General features: G+C 72.5%; 19 protein-coding genes and 1 tRNA gene. 7 read left to right on the top strand and 13 right to left on the bottom strand.

Annotation, left to right across the window (positions count from 1 at the left end; translation table 11 throughout):
• Nucleotides 1-133 precede the first annotated feature (133 nt).
• On the top strand, nucleotides 134-1,405 hold the full coding sequence (locus tag ACFFF6_RS09680; RefSeq protein WP_376980159.1) for an excalibur calcium-binding domain-containing protein: 1,272 nt from the start codon (nucleotides 134-136) through the stop codon (nucleotides 1,403-1,405).
• A 28-nt stretch (nucleotides 1,406-1,433) separates the two neighbouring features.
• On the opposite strand, the gene ACFFF6_RS09675 is transcribed toward ACFFF6_RS09680, so the two are convergent.
• From ACFFF6_RS09675 to ACFFF6_RS09640, 8 genes are all read right to left on the bottom strand, one after another.
• The gene (locus ACFFF6_RS09675) at nucleotides 1,434-1,664 is read right to left on the bottom strand and encodes a helix-turn-helix domain-containing protein (protein ID WP_376980158.1); all 231 of its coding nucleotides are present in this window, start codon (nucleotides 1,662-1,664) and stop codon (nucleotides 1,434-1,436) included.
• A complete protein-coding gene (locus ACFFF6_RS09670; RefSeq protein ID WP_376980157.1) occupies nucleotides 1,664-2,167 on the bottom strand; it encodes a DUF2975 domain-containing protein in 504 nt (167 codons plus the stop codon). The genes ACFFF6_RS09675 and ACFFF6_RS09670 overlap by 1 nt, the downstream gene beginning before the upstream one ends.
• Before the next feature lie 110 nt (nucleotides 2,168-2,277).
• Nucleotides 2,278-2,351 (bottom strand) — tRNA-Ile (locus ACFFF6_RS09665).
• Nucleotides 2,352-2,420: 69 nt separating this feature from the next.
• Nucleotides 2,421-4,397 carry a DNA primase gene (dnaG, locus tag ACFFF6_RS09660; RefSeq protein ID WP_376980156.1) on the bottom strand — a complete coding sequence of 659 codons (1,977 nt, stop codon included), beginning with the start codon at nucleotides 4,395-4,397 and terminating at the stop codon, nucleotides 2,421-2,423.
• Between the two features lie 8 nt (nucleotides 4,398-4,405).
• Nucleotides 4,406-5,704: a deoxyguanosinetriphosphate triphosphohydrolase gene (locus ACFFF6_RS09655; protein WP_376980155.1), complete on the bottom strand. Its 1,299-nt coding sequence runs from the start codon at nucleotides 5,702-5,704 to the stop codon at nucleotides 4,406-4,408.
• Between the two features lie 5 nt (nucleotides 5,705-5,709).
• Entirely contained in the window at nucleotides 5,710-6,912 is a 1,203-nt protein-coding gene (dusB, locus tag ACFFF6_RS09650; RefSeq protein ID WP_376980154.1) for a tRNA dihydrouridine synthase DusB, read from the bottom strand.
• A gap of 115 nt (nucleotides 6,913-7,027) precedes the next feature.
• The gene (locus ACFFF6_RS09645; protein WP_376980153.1) at nucleotides 7,028-8,071 is read right to left on the bottom strand and encodes a DUF4037 domain-containing protein; all 1,044 of its coding nucleotides are present in this window, start codon (nucleotides 8,069-8,071) and stop codon (nucleotides 7,028-7,030) included.
• A 155-nt stretch (nucleotides 8,072-8,226) separates the two neighbouring features.
• Entirely contained in the window at nucleotides 8,227-9,618 is a 1,392-nt protein-coding gene (locus tag ACFFF6_RS09640; RefSeq protein WP_376980152.1) for a glycine--tRNA ligase, read from the bottom strand.
• 167 nt (nucleotides 9,619-9,785) lie between these two features.
• Between ACFFF6_RS09640 and ACFFF6_RS09635 the strand changes: the two genes are divergently transcribed.
• Genes ACFFF6_RS09635 through ACFFF6_RS09615 form a run of 5 tightly spaced genes read left to right on the top strand, consistent with a single transcriptional unit; the run spans nucleotide 9,786 to nucleotide 13,462 of the window.
• Nucleotides 9,786-10,808, top strand: a complete 1,023-nt coding sequence (locus ACFFF6_RS09635; protein ID WP_376980151.1) for a metal ABC transporter substrate-binding protein — start codon at nucleotides 9,786-9,788, stop codon at nucleotides 10,806-10,808.
• Nucleotides 10,805-11,581, top strand: a complete 777-nt coding sequence (locus ACFFF6_RS09630; RefSeq protein ID WP_376980150.1) for a metal ABC transporter ATP-binding protein — start codon at nucleotides 10,805-10,807, stop codon at nucleotides 11,579-11,581. Before ACFFF6_RS09635 ends, ACFFF6_RS09630 begins: the two co-directional genes overlap by 4 nt.
• Nucleotides 11,581-12,462, top strand: a complete 882-nt coding sequence (locus ACFFF6_RS09625; protein ID WP_376980149.1) for a metal ABC transporter permease — start codon at nucleotides 11,581-11,583, stop codon at nucleotides 12,460-12,462. The genes ACFFF6_RS09630 and ACFFF6_RS09625 overlap by 1 nt, the downstream gene beginning before the upstream one ends.
• A 5-nt stretch (nucleotides 12,463-12,467) precedes the next feature.
• Nucleotides 12,468-12,890 (top strand): Fur family transcriptional regulator, encoded by a 423-nt coding sequence (locus tag ACFFF6_RS09620; RefSeq protein ID WP_376980385.1) that lies wholly within the window; start codon nucleotides 12,468-12,470, stop codon nucleotides 12,888-12,890.
• Nucleotides 12,887-13,462, top strand: a complete 576-nt coding sequence (locus ACFFF6_RS09615) for a DedA family protein (protein WP_376980148.1) — start codon at nucleotides 12,887-12,889, stop codon at nucleotides 13,460-13,462. Before ACFFF6_RS09620 ends, ACFFF6_RS09615 begins: the two co-directional genes overlap by 4 nt.
• On the opposite strand, the gene ACFFF6_RS09610 is transcribed toward ACFFF6_RS09615, so the two are convergent.
• From ACFFF6_RS09610 to ACFFF6_RS09590, 5 genes are read right to left on the bottom strand one after another with little or no spacing between them, the layout of a single operon-like run.
• A complete protein-coding gene (locus ACFFF6_RS09610; protein WP_376980147.1) occupies nucleotides 13,408-14,181 on the bottom strand; it encodes an isoprenyl transferase in 774 nt (257 codons plus the stop codon). The two genes, ACFFF6_RS09615 and ACFFF6_RS09610, sit on opposite strands and share 55 nt — an antisense overlap.
• Before the next feature lie 24 nt (nucleotides 14,182-14,205).
• Entirely contained in the window at nucleotides 14,206-14,937 is a 732-nt protein-coding gene (recO, locus tag ACFFF6_RS09605; protein ID WP_376980146.1) for a DNA repair protein RecO, read from the bottom strand.
• Between the two features lie 28 nt (nucleotides 14,938-14,965).
• Nucleotides 14,966-15,733, bottom strand: a complete 768-nt coding sequence (locus tag ACFFF6_RS09600; RefSeq protein ID WP_376980145.1) for a trans-aconitate 2-methyltransferase — start codon at nucleotides 15,731-15,733, stop codon at nucleotides 14,966-14,968.
• A gap of 29 nt (nucleotides 15,734-15,762) precedes the next feature.
• A complete protein-coding gene (locus ACFFF6_RS09595; protein ID WP_376980144.1) occupies nucleotides 15,763-17,931 on the bottom strand; it encodes a M28 family peptidase in 2,169 nt (722 codons plus the stop codon).
• Nucleotides 17,932-17,956: 25 nt separating this feature from the next.
• A complete protein-coding gene (locus tag ACFFF6_RS09590) occupies nucleotides 17,957-18,898 on the bottom strand; it encodes a LysR family transcriptional regulator (protein WP_376980143.1) in 942 nt (313 codons plus the stop codon).
• A 76-nt stretch (nucleotides 18,899-18,974) separates the two neighbouring features.
• Here ACFFF6_RS09590 and ACFFF6_RS09585 point away from each other — a divergent pair, with 76 nt between their 5' ends.
• Nucleotides 18,975-19,961 (top strand): EamA family transporter, encoded by a 987-nt coding sequence (locus ACFFF6_RS09585; RefSeq protein WP_376980142.1) that lies wholly within the window; start codon nucleotides 18,975-18,977, stop codon nucleotides 19,959-19,961.
• Nucleotides 19,962-19,972 lie beyond the last annotated feature (11 nt).

Raw genomic sequence — 19,972 nt, 5'->3', positions numbered from 1 at the left:
CGGCGCGGAGGCGGAGGGCCGTCCCGGGGCTCCCGGACGACCCGTGAGCGGCATCTCAGCCGTACCGGTCGGTAGCCTCCTCGTCGACGGGAGACACTGTGACCTGCACATTCATTGAAGCAGAGGAGTCGCTATGTCCCGCCCGCGCCGAGATCCGAATCGTCGGAGGAAGATCGGGATCCTCTCGGGCCTGTCGTGCCTGGGATGCGGCGGACTCGCCCTCGTCGTGCTGCTCGGGCTCGGCGTGATCGGAGCGGTCTTCGCTCCCCCGCAGCCGCCGGCGCGGGTCCCGGCGGCGTCCGCCGAGCCGTCCCCGTCCGCGCTGACGACGGCGCCCGAGGACGCCGTCTCGCCGACTCCGACGGCGGATCCGTCGACCGCGCTCGGCGCGCTCAGCGCCCTGCCCGTCCAGGAGCGGGGATCGAAGACAGGGTACGACAGGGACTCCTTCGGCTGGCGCCAGGACGTGGACCGCAACGGCTGCGACACCCGCAACGACGTGCTGCGCCGCGATCTGCACGACATCATCCTCAAGCGGGACACGCAGGGCTGCGTCGTCCTGACCGGGGTTCTGTCGCCCTCGCCGTACAGCGGCGCGGAGGTCGCCTTCGACCGCGACAACGGGGCGATCGACATCGACCATGTCGTCGCGCTGTCCGATGCCTGGCAGTCGGGAGCATCCACCTGGGACAAGGCCACCCGGCAGCAGTTCGCGAACGACCCGCTGAACCTGCTGGCCGTGGAGAGCGAGCTCAACCGCCAGAAGGGCGACGGCGACGCCGCGACCTGGCTGCCTCCCAGCACGGGGCACCGCTGCGAGTACGTCGCCCTGCAGATCGCCGTGAAGGCGAAGTACGGCCTCTGGGTGAAGCCCGCCGAGCGCGAGGCGATCGAGCGTGTCCTCTCGACCTGCGAGGGCCAGCCCGCCGTCACCGCCGCCCTGGCCTGGCCCGCCCCTGGGGAGGGCGACGGTGCTCGCGAGGAGCCGGCGCCGCCCACAGAGGCGCCGCCCACAGAGGCGCCGACCACGGAGGCGCCGACCACGGAGGCTGCCGCGCCGGAGACGACCACGGCGGAGCCCACGACGGAGGCGCCGGTCTCCTACGCCAGCTGCGAGGAGGTCCGTGCGGCCGGGAAGGCGCCCATTCGGGACGGCGACCCGGGCTTCCGCGCGGCGTTCGACGGGGACGGCGACGGTGTGGGATGCGAGTCCTCCTCGACCAGGACGTCGGAGCCCGCACGGGAGAGGACGTCCGCGCCGGAGGACCCCGAGGACGAGGCCCCTGCCTCGTACAAGAACTGCGACGAGGTGAGGGCCGCGGGCAAGGCTCCCATCCGGGCTGGCGATCCCGGCTTCCGCAAGAAGTTCGACCGGGACGGCGACGGCGTCGGCTGCGAGTCCTGAGCCGGCGCGGCTCCTCGAGGCGGGAGCGTCAGTCCGACTCGTCCTCCGGCTCGCGGTCGGGCACCCAGCGCAGCAGGTCTCCGGGCTGGCATTCGAGGGCCTCGCACAGCGCGGCCAGGGTCGTGAAGCGCACGGCCTTGGCGCGCCCGTTCTTGAGGACCGCGAGGTTGGCCGGGGTGATGCCTATGCGCTCCGCGAGCGAGCCCACGGACATCTTGCGCCGTGCGAGGACCACATCGATGTCGACGACGATCCCCATCAGACGACCTCGTCGAGCTCGGACTGCAGCTGCTCGGCGCGCTGGAGGGTGCGGGTCGCCTGGGCGAGCAGCTGCCGCTGCACATGGACGACGAGGCACACGCCGGCGACGACCAGAGCGAGGCCGCAGACCATGCCGACCACTCCGGGGGCGACGACGTCCCCGGCACTCGTGCGGTTGGCGATCGCGCCGACCACGGCGATGGCGAGCACGAGGACCGCCCCGACGCCGAGGGCCGCCGTGATCGCGTCGACGAAGCTGAAGGCCCGAGGGGAGAACACGCGCCCGCGGCGCACCATCCCCAGCAGGCGCAGGATGCAGACCCCGATGACCTGCAGCGCGAGGACGCCCAGCAGACCGATCACGGCGAGCACGGTCACCAGCGGCGACTCCCCGCGGGCCTCGAGCCATGCCAGGGGGATGAACCCCAGCTGGATGACGAGCGAGCCGATCAGAGCGATCACGACGATCACCCGGAGCACCTGCACACTGACGACGTTCATCCGGACCTCCCGATGGGACTATCGAGCAACGACGTGAATCTATCGCTGTTCGATAGGTGCAGGCAATGCCTCACGCCGCTCAGGACGGGGAGGAACGGTGAAGGCTGCGGTAGGCCAGGTGGGGCTTGAACCCACGACCGACGGATTATGAGTCCGGTGCTCTGACCGACTGAGCTACTGGCCCGCCCGCCCGCTCACGGCGGGCGACCGGGCCATTGTTCCAGCTCGCGGCGGCAGGGGCGAATCGGTCCGGTCAGTCCGCCCCGCGCAGCGCGCGCCGCTTCTCCTGCACAGCGCTCAGCTGGGAGAGGATCTGCTGGTAGCGCTCGGGATCCCGGCCCGGGTCCACGCGCTGCAGACGCTGCTTCAGCACGGAGTACTCGCGGGTCACCGAGAGCTCGGCGAGCCGGCCCAGCAGCGAGAGCGCGAGGCGCTGCAGGGAGGCCTCGTCCCGCGCCGGCAGCGGGTGGTTCGCGATCTCGACGATGAGCGGCCGCGTGGTCTCCCCCGCGATCTCGAGCACCTGGTCGAGGTAGCGGGCCGGGCTGAGGGTCCCCTCGACGGCGTCCAGCAGCGTCCCGGCCGCGAGCATCACGTCCCAGACCCCCTGGAGCGCCGGTACGTGGAAGGAATCATCGGGCAGGGACCCCACGGTGTCCGCCTCGAGCAGCGCCGGGGCCTGCAGCATGACGGCGAGGGACTGGAGCTCGACCTGGCCCACGGGGTCCCGCGGGCCGACCACGTCGGCGATCCGCGGGGCAGGGATGGGCGCCTGCTCGGCCGTTCCCCCGCCCACGCCGGAGGGCTGCGCGGGATGCTCGCCCCGGGCCTCGTGCCGCCCCTGCCGCGGCACGGCGCGCGAGGCGTCCTGCACGGCGCGCAGGACGGTGCGCTCGTCCATGCCGAGCCAGCCTGCGAGCCGGCGCGCGTACTCGGGGCGCATCGCGCGGTCACGGATCTGAGCGACCACCGGGGCCGCCATGCGCAGACCGCTGACCTGCCCTTCGACGGTGTCGAGGTCGACTTGGGCGAGCACGGAGCGGATCGCGAACTCGAACATCGGGGTGCGCGAGCCGATGAGGTCCCGCAGGGCCTCGTCGCCCTTGGCCATGCGCAGATCGCACGGATCCATGCCGCTGGGCTCGACGGCGACGAAGGTCTGGGCGACGAACCGCTGGTCCTCCTCGAAGGCGCGCAGGGCGGCCTTCTGCCCGGCCGCGTCGCCGTCGAAGGTGAAGATGACCTCCCCGCGCATCGCCCGGCCCTCGCCGCCCAGGTTGAGCCCGGCGGTCGCGGCGGTGTCGCCCATGATGCGGCGCACGATCTTCACGTGGTCGGCGCCGAAGGCGGTGCCGCAGCTCGCGACGGCGGTGGTGATCCCCGCCAGGTGCGCCGCCATCACATCGGTGTAGCCCTCAACGACCACCACCCGGTGCTCGGCGGCGATGGCCTTGCGTGCGAGGTCCAGGCCGTAGAGGACCTGGGACTTGTGGTAGAGCGGGGACTCGGGGGTGTTGAGGTACTTGGGGCCCTTGTCGGTCTCCAGGAGCCGACGCGCCCCGAAGCCGATCGTCTTGCCGGTGATGTCGCGGATCGGCCAGATGAGACGGCCGCGGAAGCGGTCGTAGACGCCGCGCTGCCCCTGGGAGACGAGTCCGCTCGCGGCGAGCTCCTGCTCGGTGAATCCCCGTCCCCGCAGGTGCCCCAGCAGCGAGTCCCACCCCTCGGGCGCGAAGCCGACGCCGAAGTGCTCGGCCGCGGCGCGGTCGAATCCGCGCTCGGCGAGGAAGCGCCGCCCCACCTCGGCGACCGGCGTGGCGAGCTGCTCGCGGTAGTACTGCTCGGCGATCGCATGCGCATCCAGCAGCCGCTGACGGGTGCCGAAGTCGGTGCGCTCGCCGCGACCCTGCCCGGGGCCGCCCTCCTCGTACTCCAGCTGGACGCCGTAGCGCCCGGCGAGCATCTCCACCGCCTCCACGAAGCTGAGGTGGCTGATCTTCTGGACGAAGGCGATGACGTCACCGCCCTCGCCGCAGCCGAAGCAGTGCCAGTGGCCCAGCTGGGGGCGGATGTGGAAGGACGGGGTCTTCTCGTCGTGGAAGGGGCACAGCCCCTTCATCGAGCCGATGCCGGCGGTGCGCAGCGTGACGTGCTCGCTGACGATCTCCTCGAGCCGCGCGCGATCACGCACCTGGTCGATGTTCTCGCGCCGGATCCTGCCCGTGCTCATCTGGCTCCTCACAGCTCCGATCCGAGGCCCGGAAGCGGCGTGTCCGCGGCCGTCACATGCGTCGTGGACCGGTCGTACAGGGAGGCGTGCAGACGGGTGGCCGTCACGTCGGTGTACGAGGCGATCTGGTCGACGACGACGCGGCGCCGTTCGTCGTCGGACCCCGCGCGCTCCCACAGCTCCGCGAAGAGGGGGCTCAGGTGCGTGGTCCCGGTGTTCCACAGGATCGCATAGAGCTCGCGGATGATCTGCTCCTGCTGCTCGTACACGGGCCGCTGGGTCGCGGAGGCCATGACGTAGGCGGCGGCGAGCCCTTTCAGCACGTCGATCTCCCGCCGCGTCGCCTCCGGGACGACGAGCTCCCCGCGGTAGCGGGCGAGGTCCTGGTGCCCGTGGGCCTCCCGGGTCGCGGCCACCACGGCATGCGTGAAGCGCCCGATGAGCTGGCTGGTCAGGTCCTTGAGCGCGGCGGCGGCGCGCAGAGAGCCGTCGAAGCCCCGGACCCAGGAGCCCTCGGCCTCCAGCAGGGCGAGCGCGGCATCGAGCTCCTCGATCGTGTCCCCGGGCGTGTACCAGTCCTGGACGACGTACAGCGCCGCGGCCCTCTCCTGCCGGTCGGCGAGCCGGCCGAGCTCGAGGGAGCCGCCGGTGATGGCGTCCTCGACGTCGTGCACGGAGTAGGCGATGTCGTCCGAGATGTCCATGACCTGGGCCTCGAAGCACTTGCGTCCCGGCACAGCACCCTCGCGGGCCCAGGTGTACACGCCGAGGTCATCGGCGTAGGCCCCGAACTTCTTGGACAGCGGGTCCGGGCCGGCTCCGCGTTCCCACGGATACTTGACGGCGGCGTCGACGACGGCGCGCGTCAGGTTCAGGCCGTAGGGGCGGTCCTCGCCGACGACCTTGGGCTCGAGCCGCGTGAGCAGCCGCAGGGTCTGCGCGTTGCCCTCGAAGCCGCCGAAGCTCGCGGCGATGTCGTCGAGGATCTTCTCGCCGTTGTGCCCGAACGGCGGATGCCCCAGATCATGGGAGAGGCAGGCGGCGTCGACCACATCGGGATCGCAGCCCAGCTCCGCCCCGAGGTCGCGCCCTACCTGGGCGACCTCGAGCGAGTGCGTGAGGCGGGTGCGGGAGAAGTCGTTGGACCCTGCGCCGAGCACCTGCGTCTTCGCGCCCAGCCGGCGCAGGGCGGAGGAGTGCAGGACGCGAGCACGGTCGCGCTGGAACGGTGTGCGGGTCCGCGACTTCGGCGGTTCCGGTGCATAGCGCTCGAGATCGGCGGGGGTGTAGCCGGGAGGGGTGAGCATCGGCCTCAGCCCCCGGAGATGCTGAGCTCGGCCTCGTGGAGGCGGGCGGCGATGTCCGGGGTGATCTCGCGGGTCTCCATCCACCCCTGCGGGCAGACGGCGCGCTTGGGCGTCCCGGCGCGACCGCGCGGGCCCTCCACGGCCTCGCCCGGGTACGGGGAGTCGGCGTCGAGCTCGGCCAGCTTCGCGTCGAGGTCCTCGAGGGATTCCATGGTCGCGAGCCGGTGCCGCAGGTCCCCGCCCACCGGGTATCCCTTGAAGTACCAGGCCACGTGCTTGCGCAGATCGCGCACCCCGCGCCCCTCGTCCTCGAAGAACTCGACGAGGAGCTGGGCGTGGCGGCGGAGGATCTGCGCGACCTCACCGAGGGTGGGGCGCACGCGCTCCTCGCTGCCCGCGAAGGCCGCCGCGAGGTCCGCGAACAGCCATGGACGGCCCTGGCAGCCGCGGCCCACGACGACGCCGTCGCAGCCGGTCTCCTCGACCATGCGCAGCGCGTCCTCGGCCGACCAGATGTCCCCGTTTCCGAGCACGGGAATCCCCGTGACGACCTCTTTCAGCTCGGCGATGCGTGACCAGTCCGCCTGACCGGAGTAGTGCTGGTCGACCGTCCGCCCGTGGAGCGCGATCGCGGCCGCACCGACCTCCTGCGCGATCAGCCCGGCGTCGCGATAGGTGTGATGCTCCGCGTCGATGCCCACCCGCGTCTTGACCGTGACGGGCACGTCCCCCGCCGCCTCGACGGCACCGCGGACGATCTGCGTGAACAGCTCCGTCTTCCACGGCAGGATCCCGCCGCCGCCGCGCCGGGTCACCTTGGGCACGGGGCAGCCGAAGTTCAGGTCGATGTGGTCGGCGAGGTCGCGCTCGCGGATCATCTCGACGGCGCGCCGCACGGTCGCGGGGTCCACGCCGTACAGCTGTACCGACCGCGGCGTCTCCCGCTCCCCCATCGTGACCAGGCGCCACGACTCCCGGTGGTCCTCCACGAGCGCGCGCGTCGTCACCATCTCGGAGACGAACAGCCCGCCGTCGTCCGCGCTGTGGAGCGCGCCGAACTCGCGGCACAGCAGCCGGAAGGCCATGTTCGTGATCCCGGCCATCGGGGCGAGGACGACGGGGGTGTCGACCGTGTGCGGTCCGATGGTCAGGGTGCGCCGGGGTGCCGGGGACGGGACAGGGGCGGTGGGGGCGTCGAGGGTGGTCATCGCCGTCGATCATCCCATCTGGCGGCGCGCTTCGGGAGGCGGGGCGGGGGTGATGTGCATCGGGTGCCCTTCGGGAGGACCGGCGCCCGTCCGCTGCCGCGGGAGCAGGGAGCGCTCAGGCGACCAGGTGACGACGGCGAGCCGGGTCCACGAGCACGGTGACGTTGTCGCTGATCTGCTCGGCCGTGCCGATCCCGCAGGGGATCGCGCGCACGGCCGGATCCTCGATCGCCTGATGGAGCTCCTCGGCGATCTCGCGCACCCCGATGTGGGGACGGTCGAAGAACGCCTCGGTCGCAGGGAGCAGCACGGGCAGGCCCATCCGGGACTGTGCCGCCGCCAGCTGCTCGAGCGCGCCCGCCAGCAGCTCCTGGCGTTCCTGCCAGTGCGTCGATCGCAGGATCCCGAGGAGGATCCCGCGCAGCTCCTGGCCGCCCGGCAGCTGCGCGGCGGAGCGGGCGAGCCACTTCCCGTACGGCGGCCAGCGCCGATGGATCAGGTGCGCGAGGTGCAGGATCGTCCGCACGTGCCGCGCCGCGATGACGGCCGATCCGTCCTCGTCGCCGCGCAGCCCTGCGCGTCCGACATCGGGCATCTCCTGGCCCAGGCGGGACCAGTCGGCGGCGAGGGCGTGCAGCCAGACGTCCCTCGGGTACCAGGTCAGCGTCTCGCGGATCGCGGTGATCGCTCCGGTCCCGTCGTGGAAGACGGGGCCTGCGGTCAGCTCGAGCACGCTCTGCCCGGTGAGGCTGCGCCAGTCGGCAAGGGACATCGGCCCGCTCGGGTCCACGCCCAGACGCTCCACGGCGAGATCACGGGCCGAGGCGACCTCGCAGCGGTGGCGCACCCGCGGGTCCCCGGTCATGGCGAACCGCGTCGGCATCCCGTGGTGCGTCGGCGGCAGCGCGCGTTCCAGGAGGGAGTCCACCTCCTGGGCCCAGCCGTCTTCGACGAGGAGCGTCATGCGCAGGCCGAAGTCGTGATCGGCCGACTGCGGATCGTCGTAGCCGAGCACGTCGGATCCTGTCCCGAGCCGACCCGCCGCATAGGCGAGACCGGGCATCGACCGTTCGAGCAGAGGACGGACGACCTCGCGGTGATAGGCGCGGGCCATCTCCCGCCCTGTCCGCCATGCTGCGGAGCGCTCGGATGCCGACATGCTGCAGAGTGTGCCATGCGGGCAGGACATCCGCCCATGCCCCGTGCGGACGGGCTCCGGGCGGAGGGTCCCCGACGGCGGGCGACGCCGGCCCCGGCCCGGGCGTGGAGCGAGGTCCGGGACCGGGGATCAGGCGTCGCCCGGCGGGGGGGCGATCAGGCGCCGGCGAAGCGCTCGGCGAGGTAGCCGCGCACCTGCGACAGCGCGACGCGCTCCTGCGCCATGGTGTCGCGCTCGCGGATGGTGACGGCCTGGTCCTCGGCGGTGTCGAAGTCGACCGTGATGCAGAACGGGGTGCCGATCTCGTCCTGGCGGCGATAGCGGCGACCGATCGCCTGCGAGGTGTCGACGTCCACGTTCCAGAAGCCGCGCAGCTCCGAGGCCAGCGACTCCGCCTGCGGGACGAGGTCCGCGCTCTTGGACAGCGGGAGCACGGCCGCCTTCACCGGGGCGAGACGAGGGTCGAGCTTGAGGACCGTGCGCACGTCGACGCCGCCCTTCGTGTTGGGCGCCTCGTCCTCGGCGTAGGCCTCGACGAGGAACGCCATCATCGAACGGGTCAGGCCGAAGGACGGCTCGATCACGTACGGCGTGTACCGCTCGTTCGCGGCCTGATCGAAGTACTGCATCTTCGTGCCGGACGCCTCGGTGTGGCTGGACAGGTCGAAGTCGGTGCGGTTGGCGATGCCCATGAGCTCGCCCCACTCGCTGCCCTGGAAGCCGAAGCGGTACTCAAGGTCGATGGTGCCGGCGCTGTAGTGGGCGCGCTCGTCCTCGGGCACGTCGAAGCGGCGCAGGTTCTCCGGAGAGATGCCGAGGTCCACGAACCAGTTCCAGCAGTCCTCGACCCAGGTCCTGAAGAACTCGTCCGCCTGCTCCGGCGGGGTGAAGTACTCGATCTCCATCTGCTCGAACTCCCGCGTGCGGAAGATGAAGTTCCCGGGCGTGATCTCGTTGCGGAAGGCCTTGCCGACCTGGCCGATGCCGAAGGGCGGCTTCTGCCGCGCCGCGGTGACGACGTTCAGGAAGTTCACGAAGATGCCCTGCGCGGTCTCGGGACGCAGGTAGTGCAGCCCGGACTCGTTGTCGACCGCACCCAGGTAGGTCTTCATGAGGCCGGAGAACTGCTGCGGCTCGGTGAACTCGCCGCGGGTCCCGCAGCTGGGGCAGGCGATCTCGGCGACGCCACCCTCGGGAGCGCGGCCCTTCTTCGCCTCGAAGGCCTCGATGAGGTGGTCCTCGCGGAAGCGGCTGTGGCACTTCTTGCATTCGACCAGCGGGTCCGTGAAGGTCTCGACGTGGCCGGATGCTTCCCAGACGCGCCTCGGGAGGATGATCGAGGAGTCCAGGCCCACCATGTCGCCGCGGGACTGCACGAAGGTCCGCCACCACTGACGCTTGATGTTCTCCTTGAGCTCGACGCCCAGGGGGCCGTAGTCCCATGCGGAGCGGGTACCGCCGTAGATATCACCTGCCGGGAAGACGAAGCCGCGCTTCTTGGCGAGCGCGATGACGTTGTCCAGGGTGCTGGCGGGGGCCTTGGCCACGATGTCTCCTGCTGTCGGCGTGACGGGTGAGGGTCCAGCATATCCGCGGGCCCTGCTCCGCCCGCCTCTCCCGCTGCGCGCCCCGGCCCGGATCTGTGGCGAGACAGACACGCCGCCGACCGTGCTCCGGCTTGCCTCGCAGCCCCGACTTGCTGAGAATGATTGTCATGTCTTCATCGGCCCATCCCTCCGCATCCCGTCCGTCCGCCCTCCTCGGCACTCCCCTGCGCCGTCGCAGCGCCCTCGGTCTGGGCCTCGCCGCCGCGGCGACCGCCCTGGCCGCCTGCTCCGGACGCGGAGGGCCGGGCTCCGGGAAGCCCACGGTGGTCACCGGCACCTACACGCTCTCCTACCTCGTCGCGTCGGTCGGAGGCGACCTCGTCGAGCAGATCGACCTCGCCAAGCCCGGCGTCGACCCGCACGGGCTCGAGCTCTCCGTCGCCGAGGTCGGCCAGCTGCAGTCGGCGGACCTGGTGATCGCCATCCCCGGCTTCCAGGCCGCGATCGACGACGCGCTGGCGAGCCACGGCGAGGACAACGCCCTGCTGGTCGACTCCGTCATCACGCTCCTGCCCGCCGACGCGGCCGCGCACGACCACGGCGCCTCCGACGGCGGGGGCGAGCACGAGGACGAGCACGGGAGCGAGCACGATGGAGAGGAGCACCACGACCACGGCGACACGGATCCGCACTTCTGGCACGATCCCTCGCTGATGGCGGACGTGGGCGATGCGGTCGCCGCACGCCTGGCCGAGATCGTCCCGGACAGCGCGGCGACGTTCACCGAGAACGCGGCGGCGCTGCGCACGACCCTCGAGGACCTCGACGCGGAGCTCAGGACGCTCTTCGACGCCGTTCCGGGAGAGAAGCCGTTCGTCACGAGCCACACCGCCTTCGCCTACCTCGCCCATCGCTACGGCCTCGAGCAGATCGGCATCACGGGCGTGGACCCGGAGGTCGAGCCGAGCCCCCAGCGCCTGCTCGCCCTCGAGACGGTCATCCAGGACGAGGGGGTGACCACCGTCTTCTTCGAGACCACGGCCTCCCCCAAGGTCGCCGAGACCCTCGCCGCTAACCTCGGCATCCAGGCGGCCGAGCTCGACAACCTCGAGACCCAGCTGGACCCCGAGGTCGACTATCCTGCGGTGATGCGCACCAACGCCCAGGCACTCGCGTCGAGCTGGCAGTGACCGGCCCGGCCCTCGCTCCCCCTGCCGGCCCCGCGACCCCGGTCGTCGACGTGCAGGGCGCCGTCGTGACCCTCGGCGCCCAGCGCGTCCTGCACGGCGTCGACCTGCGCGTGGAGGAGGGCGAGCTCGTCGCGCTGCTCGGGGCGAACGGCTCCGGGAAGTCGACCCTGCTGCGCTCCGTCGTCGGGGTCCTCCCCCTGGACTCCGGCAGCGCGCAGCTGTTCAGGCACGACGTCACGACCCGCGCGGCGCATCGGCAGCTCGGCTACGTCCCGCAGCATGCGGTCGAGTCCGGGAACATCCCGGCGACCGCGCGCGAGGCGGTCGCCACGGGGCTGCTCGGGCCCCGCTCCTGGTTCCCCCGCTCCCGCGATCTCCGGGTCGGCGCCCTGCTGTCTGATGTCGGGCTCGGGGACCTCGTCGACCGCCCCGTGACCGAGATGTCCGGCGGCCAGCGCCAACGCGTGATGATCGCGCGCGCCCTCGTGCGCGAGCCCTCCTTCCTGGTCCTCGACGAGCCGTTCAGCGGCGTCGACGTCGCCAGCCGCGAGCTCATCACCGCCCTGTTCCGCCGCCTCCACGAGCGCGGCCGGACGATCCTCGTGGTCCTGCACGACCTCGGCGAGCTCGAGCAGGACATCACCCGCACCGTCATCCTCGAGGGGGGACGGGTCGTGTACGACGGCCCGCCCGAGGATCGCCCGCGCCTGGACACCGGCCACGAGCACGCGCTGCGCCCGGCCCCGTCTCTCGGAGAGGAGCTCGATCGCTGATGCTGACCCCGTGGGATCTCCTGACCTCGGACATCATGCGCTACCCGCTCATCATCGCGGTCCTGATCGGCCTCACCGCGCCGATCGTCGGCACCTACCTCGTCCAGAAGCGCCTCTCGCTGCTCGGGGACGGGCTCGGCCACGTGGCGCTGACGGGCGTAGCCGTGGGATGGCTCGTGGGCGCCTGGGTGCAGACCACTCCGCACGATGTGCTCGCGGTGCCCGGGGCGCTCGTGGCGAGCGTGCTGGGCGCGATCGCCATCGAGTACGTGCGCGAGGTCGGCCACACCAGCCGTGACGTCGCCCTGGCCATCCTCTTCTACGGGGGCATCGCGGGCGGGGTGGTGATCATCCAGCTCGCCGGGGGGACCTCGGCGAGCCTCATGGCCTATCTCTTCGGCTCCATCTCCACCGTCACCTCCTCCGACCTGGTCATCACCGTCGTGCTCGCCGTGATCGTGCTCGCGGTCGGCGTGGGGCTCCGGCATCTGCTGTTCGCCGTCACGAGCGACGAGGAGTTCGCACGTGCCGCGGGGCTGCCGGTGCGCGCCACGAACCTGCTGATCGCCGTGATCGCGGCGCTCACGGTGACGCTCGCGATGCGGATCGTCGGCGCCCTCATGGTGAGCGCGCTCATGATCGTCCCCGTCGCCGCGGCGCAGACCCTCGTGGTCGGCTTCTCCCGGACGATGCGATGGGCCATGATGGTAGGACTGGTGTGCAGCCTGGGCGGCCTGGTCCTCACCGCGTATGTGAACCTTCCGCCCGGCGGGGTGATCGTCCTCCTGGCGATCGGCATGTACGTGGTCGGCCTGGCCGTCCGCGCCATCCTGGAACGGGCCCGGGCGCACCGCACGGAGGAGGTCTCGGCGAGGGCATGAGCATGATGCAGCGCACGACGAAGCAGCGCACGGCGATCCTGGAGGAGCTCTCGCGCCAGGAGGACTTCCGCAGCGCCCAGCAGCTGCACGACGACCTGCGCTCCGCCGGTCAGGCCGTGGGGCTCGCGACGGTCTACCGGAACCTGCAGGCGCTCGCGGCGGCCGGGCAGGTCGACGTCCTCGTGACCGATGACGGCGAGTCGATCTATCGGCAGTGCGCGCAGACCGCCCACCATCACCACCTCGTCTGCCGGGCCTGCGGCGCGACCGTGGAGTTCCAGGCCCCGCAGCTGGAGGACTGGACCCGGTCGGTCGCCGCCGAGCACGGATTCACCGACGTCCATCACACGATGGAGGTCTTCGGCCTGTGCCCGGAGCACGCCGGTGATGCCCCGGCCGCGGAGGACGCCGAGGTCGCGGGCCGATGATGGCCTGGATCGACTCCCTTCCGCTGCTCCCCGCCGTCGCCTTCCTCTACGTCGTGATCCTCGCGCGCGCCGGCGGCACCTATGCGCTGGGGCGCGGGGCCCACCGCCTCGCGGACCGCGGGCGGATGGCCCGGTTCCTGCGCGAGGAACGGGTCTCACGGGCGATCGGGGTCGTCCACCGCTGGGGAGCACCGGTCGTCGCGGTCAGCTTCCTGACGGTCGGCTTCCAGACGGCGGTGAACGCGGCGGCAGGTCTGACCCGCATGCCGCTGCGCCGCTACCTGCCGGCCCTCGCGATCGGCGGCCTCGCCTGGGCCGTCATCTATGCGACGGTCGGGCTCGCCGCGGTCATGCTGTGGCTCGAGCTGTTCCTGCGGAGCCCCTGGGCGGCCCTGCTGCTGCTGGCGCTGATCCTCCTCGGCGTGCTCCTCGCGCTGCGCCTGCGCCGTCGTCGGCGCGATGCTGCGACCGCGGAGGCGGAGCGAGTCCCGGGGGCGGCAGGGGCCCGGTCGGCCGATCAGGACGAGGGGGCGTCGATCGCGCCGCCGAAGCGCCGGTCGCGCCGCGCGTAGTCGACCACGGCGCGCCACAGCACGACCCGATCGACGTCCGGCCACAGCTCGGGGACGAACACGAGCTCGGCGTACGCGGCCTGCCAGGGGAGGAAGTTCGAGGTGCGCTGCTCGCCGCTCGTGCGCAGGAACAGGTCCACATCGGGCATATCGGGGTCGATCAGGTGGCGGGCGAAGCTGGCCTCGGTGATGCCGCGACCGCTGATCCGTCCCGCCCGGGCCTCCGCCGCGATCGCCCGCGCCGCGTCGACGATCTCGGCGCGCCCGCCGTAGTTCACGCACATGTACAGGGTCATGCGCGTGTTGTCGCGGGTGAGCTGCTCCGCCTCCTTGAGCTCCCGGATGACGCTCCCCCACAGCCGCTGCTCCCGACCGATCCACACGATCCGTACGCCCCAGGAGTGCAGGGTGTCGCGCTGGCGGCGCAGGACCGATCGGGAGAAGCCCATGAGGAAACGCACCTCGTCCGGGGATCGCTTCCAGTTCTCGGTCGAGAAGGCGTAGGCGGACAGGTGGGTCACACCGATCTGGATCGCCCCGGCGACCACGTCCAGCAGCGCCGCCTCTCCGGCCTCGTGCCCGGCCGTGCGCGGCAGGCCGCGGGCGTTGGCCCAGCGCCCGTTCCCGTCCATGACGATGGCGATGTGACGCGGCACCACCGGAGCGGGCAGCTGCGGCGGCAGGGCGCCGCTGGGGTGGGGGAAGGGCTCGTGAGCCACAGGGGCCTCCTGGGGGCGTCGGGGTCAGCGTTCGACGTAGCCGAGCGAGCGCACGGATCGCTCGAGGTGCCATGTGACCATGTCGGAGATGAGGCGGCTCGCCTCGAGGACCGTCGTGTCGTCGCTGCGCACCGCATTCTGCCAGTCCCCGGCCAGCAGCAGGATCAGGTGCTCGACGGCGCTGCGCCGCACGGCGACCGCGCCCGGACGCCGGCAGGCGCTGCACACGAGGCCGCCGGCCCCGACGTCGAAGGCGTGGTGCGGTCCGTGCACGCCGCAGGCGGCGCAGTCGCTCAGGGAGGGCGTCCAGCCGGCCAGCGCCAGGGAGCGCAGCAGGAAGGAGTCCAGCACGAGATGGGGCGGGATCGCGCCCGCGGCCATGGTCCGCATCGCGCCCACGAGCAGCAGGAAGCCGCGCGGCGAGGGATCGGAGACGTCGTCGCTCAGCCTGTCTACGGTCTCCAGCATCGCGGTCGCGGCGGTGAACCGCGCATAGTCCGCGGTGATCTGCTGGGCGAAGGTCTCGATCGTCACGACCTGCGTGACCGTGTGCAGGGAGCGACCCTCGTGCAGCTGCACGTCGATCAGGCCGAAGGGCTCGAGCCGTGCGCCGAAGCGGCTTCCGGTGCGGCGCACGCCCTTGGCGACGGCTCGGACCTTGCCGTGTCCGCGCGTGAGGAGCGTGATGATGCGGTCGGCCTCGCCCAGGGGATGGGTGCGCAGGACGATCCCGTGGTCCCGGTAGAGCTTCTGCATGATGCCCAGAATCTACCGCGGACCGGGGTCAGTCGCGGCGCCGCGCCACCGCGAACACGCGCCGGAACGGGAGGATCACGCCGTCCGGCTCGGATGGATAGGCCTCGCGGAGCCGTGCACGGTACTCGACGGAGAAGCGCTCGCGCAGATCCTCCGGCAGGGCCTGCAGCGTGGGCCGGGCACCGGTCCCGCTGACCCAGGCGAAGACGGGGTCCTCGCCGGGGAGGACGTGGAGGTAGGTGCTCTCCCAGGCGTCGACCTCGCAGCCGAGGCCCTGGAGGACGCGCAGGTAGGTCGCGGGGTCGTGCGAGGAGGGCACCGCCACGCCCTCCAGATGCTCCGCGTAGGGAGCGTGCGAGGCGAGCTCCCGACGGATCGCATGGCTGGGCTCCTCGAAGTTCCCGGGGACCTGCATCGCGAACCAGCCGCCCGGGGCGAGATGGCCGACGAGGCGCTCGAGGAGCTCGAGGTGGCCCGGCACCCACTGCAGGGAGGCGTTCGCGACGATCACGTCCGCGGGCGCGGGCGGGCACCAGGTCCGCAGATCCGCGAGCTGCGCGGTGATGCCGGGGATGGTGCGGGCCCGGGCGGCCATCTCCTCGCTGGCGTCGACGGCGAGGACCTGTGCGTGCGGCCAGCGCCGCGCCAGCAGCCGGGTCAGGGTCCCGGGGCCCGCGCCGAGGTCGACGACGTGCGCGGGATGCTCCGCGCCGATCCGCGCGGTGAGGTCGAGGAAGGGGCGGGCGCGCTCATCGGCGTAGACGAGGTACTGCTCGGGGTCCCAGCGATGATCCATCGGTCTCCGATCGAGATTTTATCTTGATCTCAAGATACATGGATGGGCACGTCGACGACAAGCCACAGCGAGGACTGGACCAGGGAGAGGTCCTCCGGCGGCTCGACCCAGCCTCCGCCGATCGCGAGATCCTCGCTCTGATCCGCGAGCTCGAGACCGTCCACGTCGGCGAGATCCGCCTCCACGACGACGCTCTGCCCCGGGGCGAGCCCGACGATCCGCAGCCGGGTCAGCCCTTCGGAGGCCGGAACGGTCTCGCCGTCGATCACGAGCTCCCGCATCGCCCCTCCCCGCGCCCGCAGCTCGAGCGTCCGGGACTGGCGGGCGGAGGTCAGCACCAGCCGGCTCCGCTCCCCGGCCGTGCTCATCGCGACCCGCGGAGGCGCCGGCAGCCGCGCCGGGGCGGGGACCGGCTCCGCGGCCGCGAGATCACGTCCCCAGGCGGTGCGTCCCGTCGCGGTCCAGGTCGTCTCGCCGGTGGTCGCGTCGACCGCCGCCTCGACCCTCTCCTGCGGCCCCTGCGGGAACGCCGCCGACCGTGCGATCCCCGTGCCGGCCAGGCCGAGCACCACGACGAGCCCGGCCGCCGCGACGATCCCCGTCCGCCGCAGCGGGAGCCGCTCCTCCGCTGCCGGTCCGCGCGCGAGCACGACCGCCGCGGCGAGCAGGACGAGGAGGACCGTCGCCGCGAGCATCCCCGAGGAGCTCGCCATCCCGAACTCCGCGAGCGCATCGGCCTGGGCGCCCGCCATCCACACCACCGGCGCGAGCGCCAGCCCGCGGGCAGGGACCGGCAGGAACCGGAGCAGGGCCGCCAGGGCGAGCGGAAGCGCCGCCCAGCCCAGCAGAGCGGGCGCCATCAGGGTCGGGATCCCGATGAGGAGCCCGAGCACGACCGCGGACCCGGCGGCGATCTCCTCCCCGCGGCAGCGGCGGCGCAGGAGGAGGAGACCGCCGCCGGCGCAGAGCGCTGCGACGACCGCCTCCGCGGCGATCAGCCCTCCGGGCCGATACGGCTCCCCCACCACGGCCGAGAGCATCTGTGGGAACAGGCGCGCCCAGAGCGCCCATGCGCCGAGGGCGGCGCCGATGCCGACGGCGAGCACCAGCAGACCGATGAGGCCGGCCGCGAGGCAGCGGCCCAGGGAGCCCTTCTCCGTCCGGCGCGCTCCGCGCTGCACGAGCAGCGCGGCCTGCGCGATCAGCAGGACCCCCGCGAGCCGGACCGCCCAGGCCGGGACCGCCACGACGCCCCAGGGAGCGGTCGTCATCACCGGGCGCGCCTGCGGATCCAGGGCGCCGAGGTCGCGGTCCAGCAGATCCTCCGTGAGAGCGAGGACCATGTCCCCGTAGTGCTGCAGCGAGCTCGCGTCGAGGTTCGCGGCCGAGTCCTGGGGGCTGTGGTACGCCCATGACCCGCCGACCAGCGCCATGTCCATCCCCCACCATCCTGCCTCCCGATAGACCGTGAAGTCCGTGTCGTGGGGGACCAGCGCGAACAGCGCATCGGTGAAGGACTCCGCCTCGGGGCGCGGCATCGCCGGGACGACGGCATGCAGGGGACCGGCCGTGCGGGAGATCATCGGACGCCCGGAGGTGCCGCGCGCCTCGAGGTTGAGCACCGCTGTCGGGCGATCGGGGTCCGCCACCGCGGACAGATCCAGAGCCTCCGCACCGAGCAGCCCGTCCTCCTCCCCGTCCACCAGGAGGATCACGAGGTCGTTGCGATGCGCCTCCGCGCCGAGGGCCCGCACCGTCTCGAGGATCACGGCGATCCCGGCACCGGCGTCCGCCGCCCCCGGCGAGCCGATCACGGAGTCGACATGCGTGGCCAGGACGATGGTCCCGCTCGGCTGCTGCCCCGGGCGGGAGGCGATCAGGTTCTGCGGGAATCCGGCCGCGCCCTCGGTCCCGAACGTCCGCACCGCCAGACCCGGCTCCTCGCGGACGACGAAGCCGGCTTCCTCGAGCTCCGCCGCCAGGTGGGCGCGGGCACCGACGTTCGCCGCGGAGCCGATCGGCCGAGGCGCGGCGACGACCGGCGCCGCGGCGGAGGCGGCGCGCTCGGCGCTGAACCGATCCTCCGGGGCGTCGGCCGGAAGCGGCTGCGCCGTCCCCCGGGAGAGGAGGCCGGCAGCCAGGGTGACGGCGAGCACGAGCAGGACCAGGACGTGCAGTCGCCGACGTCGGATCTCCATGTCCTCCTTCCTACCGCAGACCGGCTCAGCCCGGAAGCGGCTCGAGGTCCGGGAGGTCCTCGACCCGCCCGGCCGCCTCGAGCATCGCCGCCCGGAAGGCCCGCAGCGCCGGGCGGCCCCCGGCCCCGGAGCGGGCGGCCGTGAACAGCCGCCGCGCCGGGGCCCCGGGCAGCCGGAGCACCCGGGTCCCGCCCAGATGCTCGGCCGCGATCAGCCCGGGCACGAAGGCGGCGGCATGGCCCGAGCGGACCAGGTGCACCTGCAGCAGCGGATCCGGCGTGTCGAAGCGCACCCAGGGATCGACCCCGTGCCCTCGCAGGAAGGAGCGCGCCCACTGTCCGGTGCGATAGGTGTCGGGGTCCAGCGCCCACGGCACCTGCGCGAGGTCGGCGAGGCTGCGCGGCCGCGACCAGGACGCCTCCGCCGGGAGGACGAGCAGCAGCGGATCGGTCAGCAGATCCGCGCGGTCCGTCCCCCGACGCGGAGCCTGCACGCCCCCGGGATACTCCTCCCCGAGGATCACCTCGACGCGGTGGGCCAGCAGGCTCTCGTACGCGTCGTCGACCTCGAGCTGGCTGATCTCGATCCGCAGCGCGGGATGGCGCGCCTCGAGCACGCTCACCGCCTCCGGTGCGAGCACGATCAGCGGCGTCTGGAAGGAGGCGACCCGGAGCACGCCGCTCGCCTCCCCGCGGGCATCGGCGAGCTCCGCCTGCGCCGTCTCGAGCAGGCCCAGGATCTCCTCGGTGCGCCGCACCAGGCGCTGCCCGGCATCGGTCAGCACCACCCCGCGGCCGCGGCTCTCCAGCAACGATGTGCGCGTCTCCCGCTCGAGCAGCGCGAGCTGCTGCGAGACCGCCGAGGGCGACATGGAGCGCGAGCGCGCGACCGCGGCCATCGTGCCCAGTCGCCCGAGCTCGTGCAGCAGGAAGAGACGCTGGAGGTTGAGCATGACCACCCCGTTCATCTGTGAAGCCGAACTTCACACTACAGGACAGAAAGTCCCGCTGGACTGGCGATTCGAGAGGATGCACGCTGGGACGGTGAACGTCTCCTCCCCTGCCGCACCCGCCTCCGGCGCCCCCGTCCTGCTGATCCTCGGCTCCTGCACGTCCCTGCAGTTCGGGGCGGTGCTCGCCACGACTCTCTTCGGCGAGCTGGGCTCCTGGGGCACGACCGCGCTGCGGCTGGGCATCGCCGGGATCCTGCTGCTCGTGATCGCGCGACCGGCCCTCCACCGCCTGGATCGGACCCAGTGGCTCAGCGTGCTCGCGCTCGGCGCCGTGATGGGCGGGATGAACGGATCCTTCTACGCCGCGATCGAGCGGATCCCGCTGGGCACGGCGGTCACCCTCGAGTTCCTGGGCCCGCTCGCGGTCGCCGCGCTGCTGTCCGCGCGCCGGAGCGATCTCCTGTGGGTCGCCCTCGCCCTGGCCGGAGTCGGCCTGTTCGGCCTCGAGTCCGTCACCGGGGCCGCCCGCCTGGACCCTGTCGGGGTCGTCTTCGCCCTCGTCGCTGGCGTGTTCTGGGGTCTGTACGTCATCGCGAGCGCTCGGGCGGGACGCCTCGTGCCGGGACAGGGAGGACTCGCCGCCTCCATCATGATCGGCGCGCTGGTCGTGCTGCCCCTGGGATCGGACGGGGCGCTGCGCGGGCTCCTGGACCCGCATCTGCTGCTCGTCGCGGCCGGCACCGCGGTCCTGGCATCCCTGCTGCCCTACACCCTCGAGCTCGCGGCGCTGCGTCGCCTGCCGCGGCACGTCTTCGGGATCCTGCTCAGCCTCGAGCCCGTGATCGCGATGCTCGCGGGCATGATCCTGCTGAGCCAGGGCCTGAGCGCTCTGCGAGTGCTCGCCGCCGTCCTCGTGGTCTCCGCGAGCATCGGCGTCACCGCGACGGCGCGCCGCGCGGAGACGGTGCCCACCCGCTCGACGCTCACCGGGGAGATCCCGGTCGTCGAGCCCGCTGCGGAGGAGCCCCGCGAGGATCGGCCCTCCGCGCACGGCGAACCGGCCCCGCTCGCCCCCTGAGACGGGCGCGC

It is taken from the genome of Brachybacterium hainanense (assembly GCF_042434575.1).
In the GTDB taxonomy this organism is placed as follows: Bacteria; Actinomycetota; Actinomycetes; order Actinomycetales; family Dermabacteraceae; genus Brachybacterium; species Brachybacterium hainanense.
Note: the sequence above shows the minus strand (reverse complement) of the source record. Positions and strands in the feature narration are given on the sequence as shown.

Coding starts and splice junctions, on each gene's coding strand:
- ACFFF6_RS09645 (WP_376980153.1), bottom strand. CDS start 8,071: ATGTCGGCATCCGAGCGCTCCGCAGCATGGCGGACAGGGCGGGAGATG.
- ACFFF6_RS09675 (WP_376980158.1), bottom strand. CDS start 1,664: ATGGGGATCGTCGTCGACATCGATGTGGTCCTCGCACGGCGCAAGATG.
- ACFFF6_RS09595 (WP_376980144.1), bottom strand. CDS start 17,931: ATGGAGATCCGACGTCGGCGACTGCACGTCCTGGTCCTGCTCGTGCTC.
- ACFFF6_RS09680 (WP_376980159.1), top strand. CDS start 134: ATGTCCCGCCCGCGCCGAGATCCGAATCGTCGGAGGAAGATCGGGATC.
- dnaG (WP_376980156.1), bottom strand. CDS start 4,397: ATGAGCACGGGCAGGATCCGGCGCGAGAACATCGACCAGGTGCGTGAT.
- ACFFF6_RS09620 (WP_376980385.1), top strand. CDS start 12,468: ATGCAGCGCACGACGAAGCAGCGCACGGCGATCCTGGAGGAGCTCTCG.
- ACFFF6_RS09635 (WP_376980151.1), top strand. CDS start 9,786: ATGTCTTCATCGGCCCATCCCTCCGCATCCCGTCCGTCCGCCCTCCTC.
- recO (WP_376980146.1), bottom strand. CDS start 14,937: ATGCAGAAGCTCTACCGGGACCACGGGATCGTCCTGCGCACCCATCCC.
- ACFFF6_RS09625 (WP_376980149.1), top strand. CDS start 11,581: ATGCTGACCCCGTGGGATCTCCTGACCTCGGACATCATGCGCTACCCG.
- ACFFF6_RS09600 (WP_376980145.1), bottom strand. CDS start 15,733: ATGGATCATCGCTGGGACCCCGAGCAGTACCTCGTCTACGCCGATGAG.
- ACFFF6_RS09655 (WP_376980155.1), bottom strand. CDS start 5,704: ATGCTCACCCCTCCCGGCTACACCCCCGCCGATCTCGAGCGCTATGCA.
- ACFFF6_RS09670 (WP_376980157.1), bottom strand. CDS start 2,167: ATGAACGTCGTCAGTGTGCAGGTGCTCCGGGTGATCGTCGTGATCGCT.
- dusB (WP_376980154.1), bottom strand. CDS start 6,912: ATGACCACCCTCGACGCCCCCACCGCCCCTGTCCCGTCCCCGGCACCC.
- ACFFF6_RS09615 (WP_376980148.1), top strand. CDS start 12,887: ATGATGGCCTGGATCGACTCCCTTCCGCTGCTCCCCGCCGTCGCCTTC.
- ACFFF6_RS09590 (WP_376980143.1), bottom strand. CDS start 18,898: ATGAACGGGGTGGTCATGCTCAACCTCCAGCGTCTCTTCCTGCTGCAC.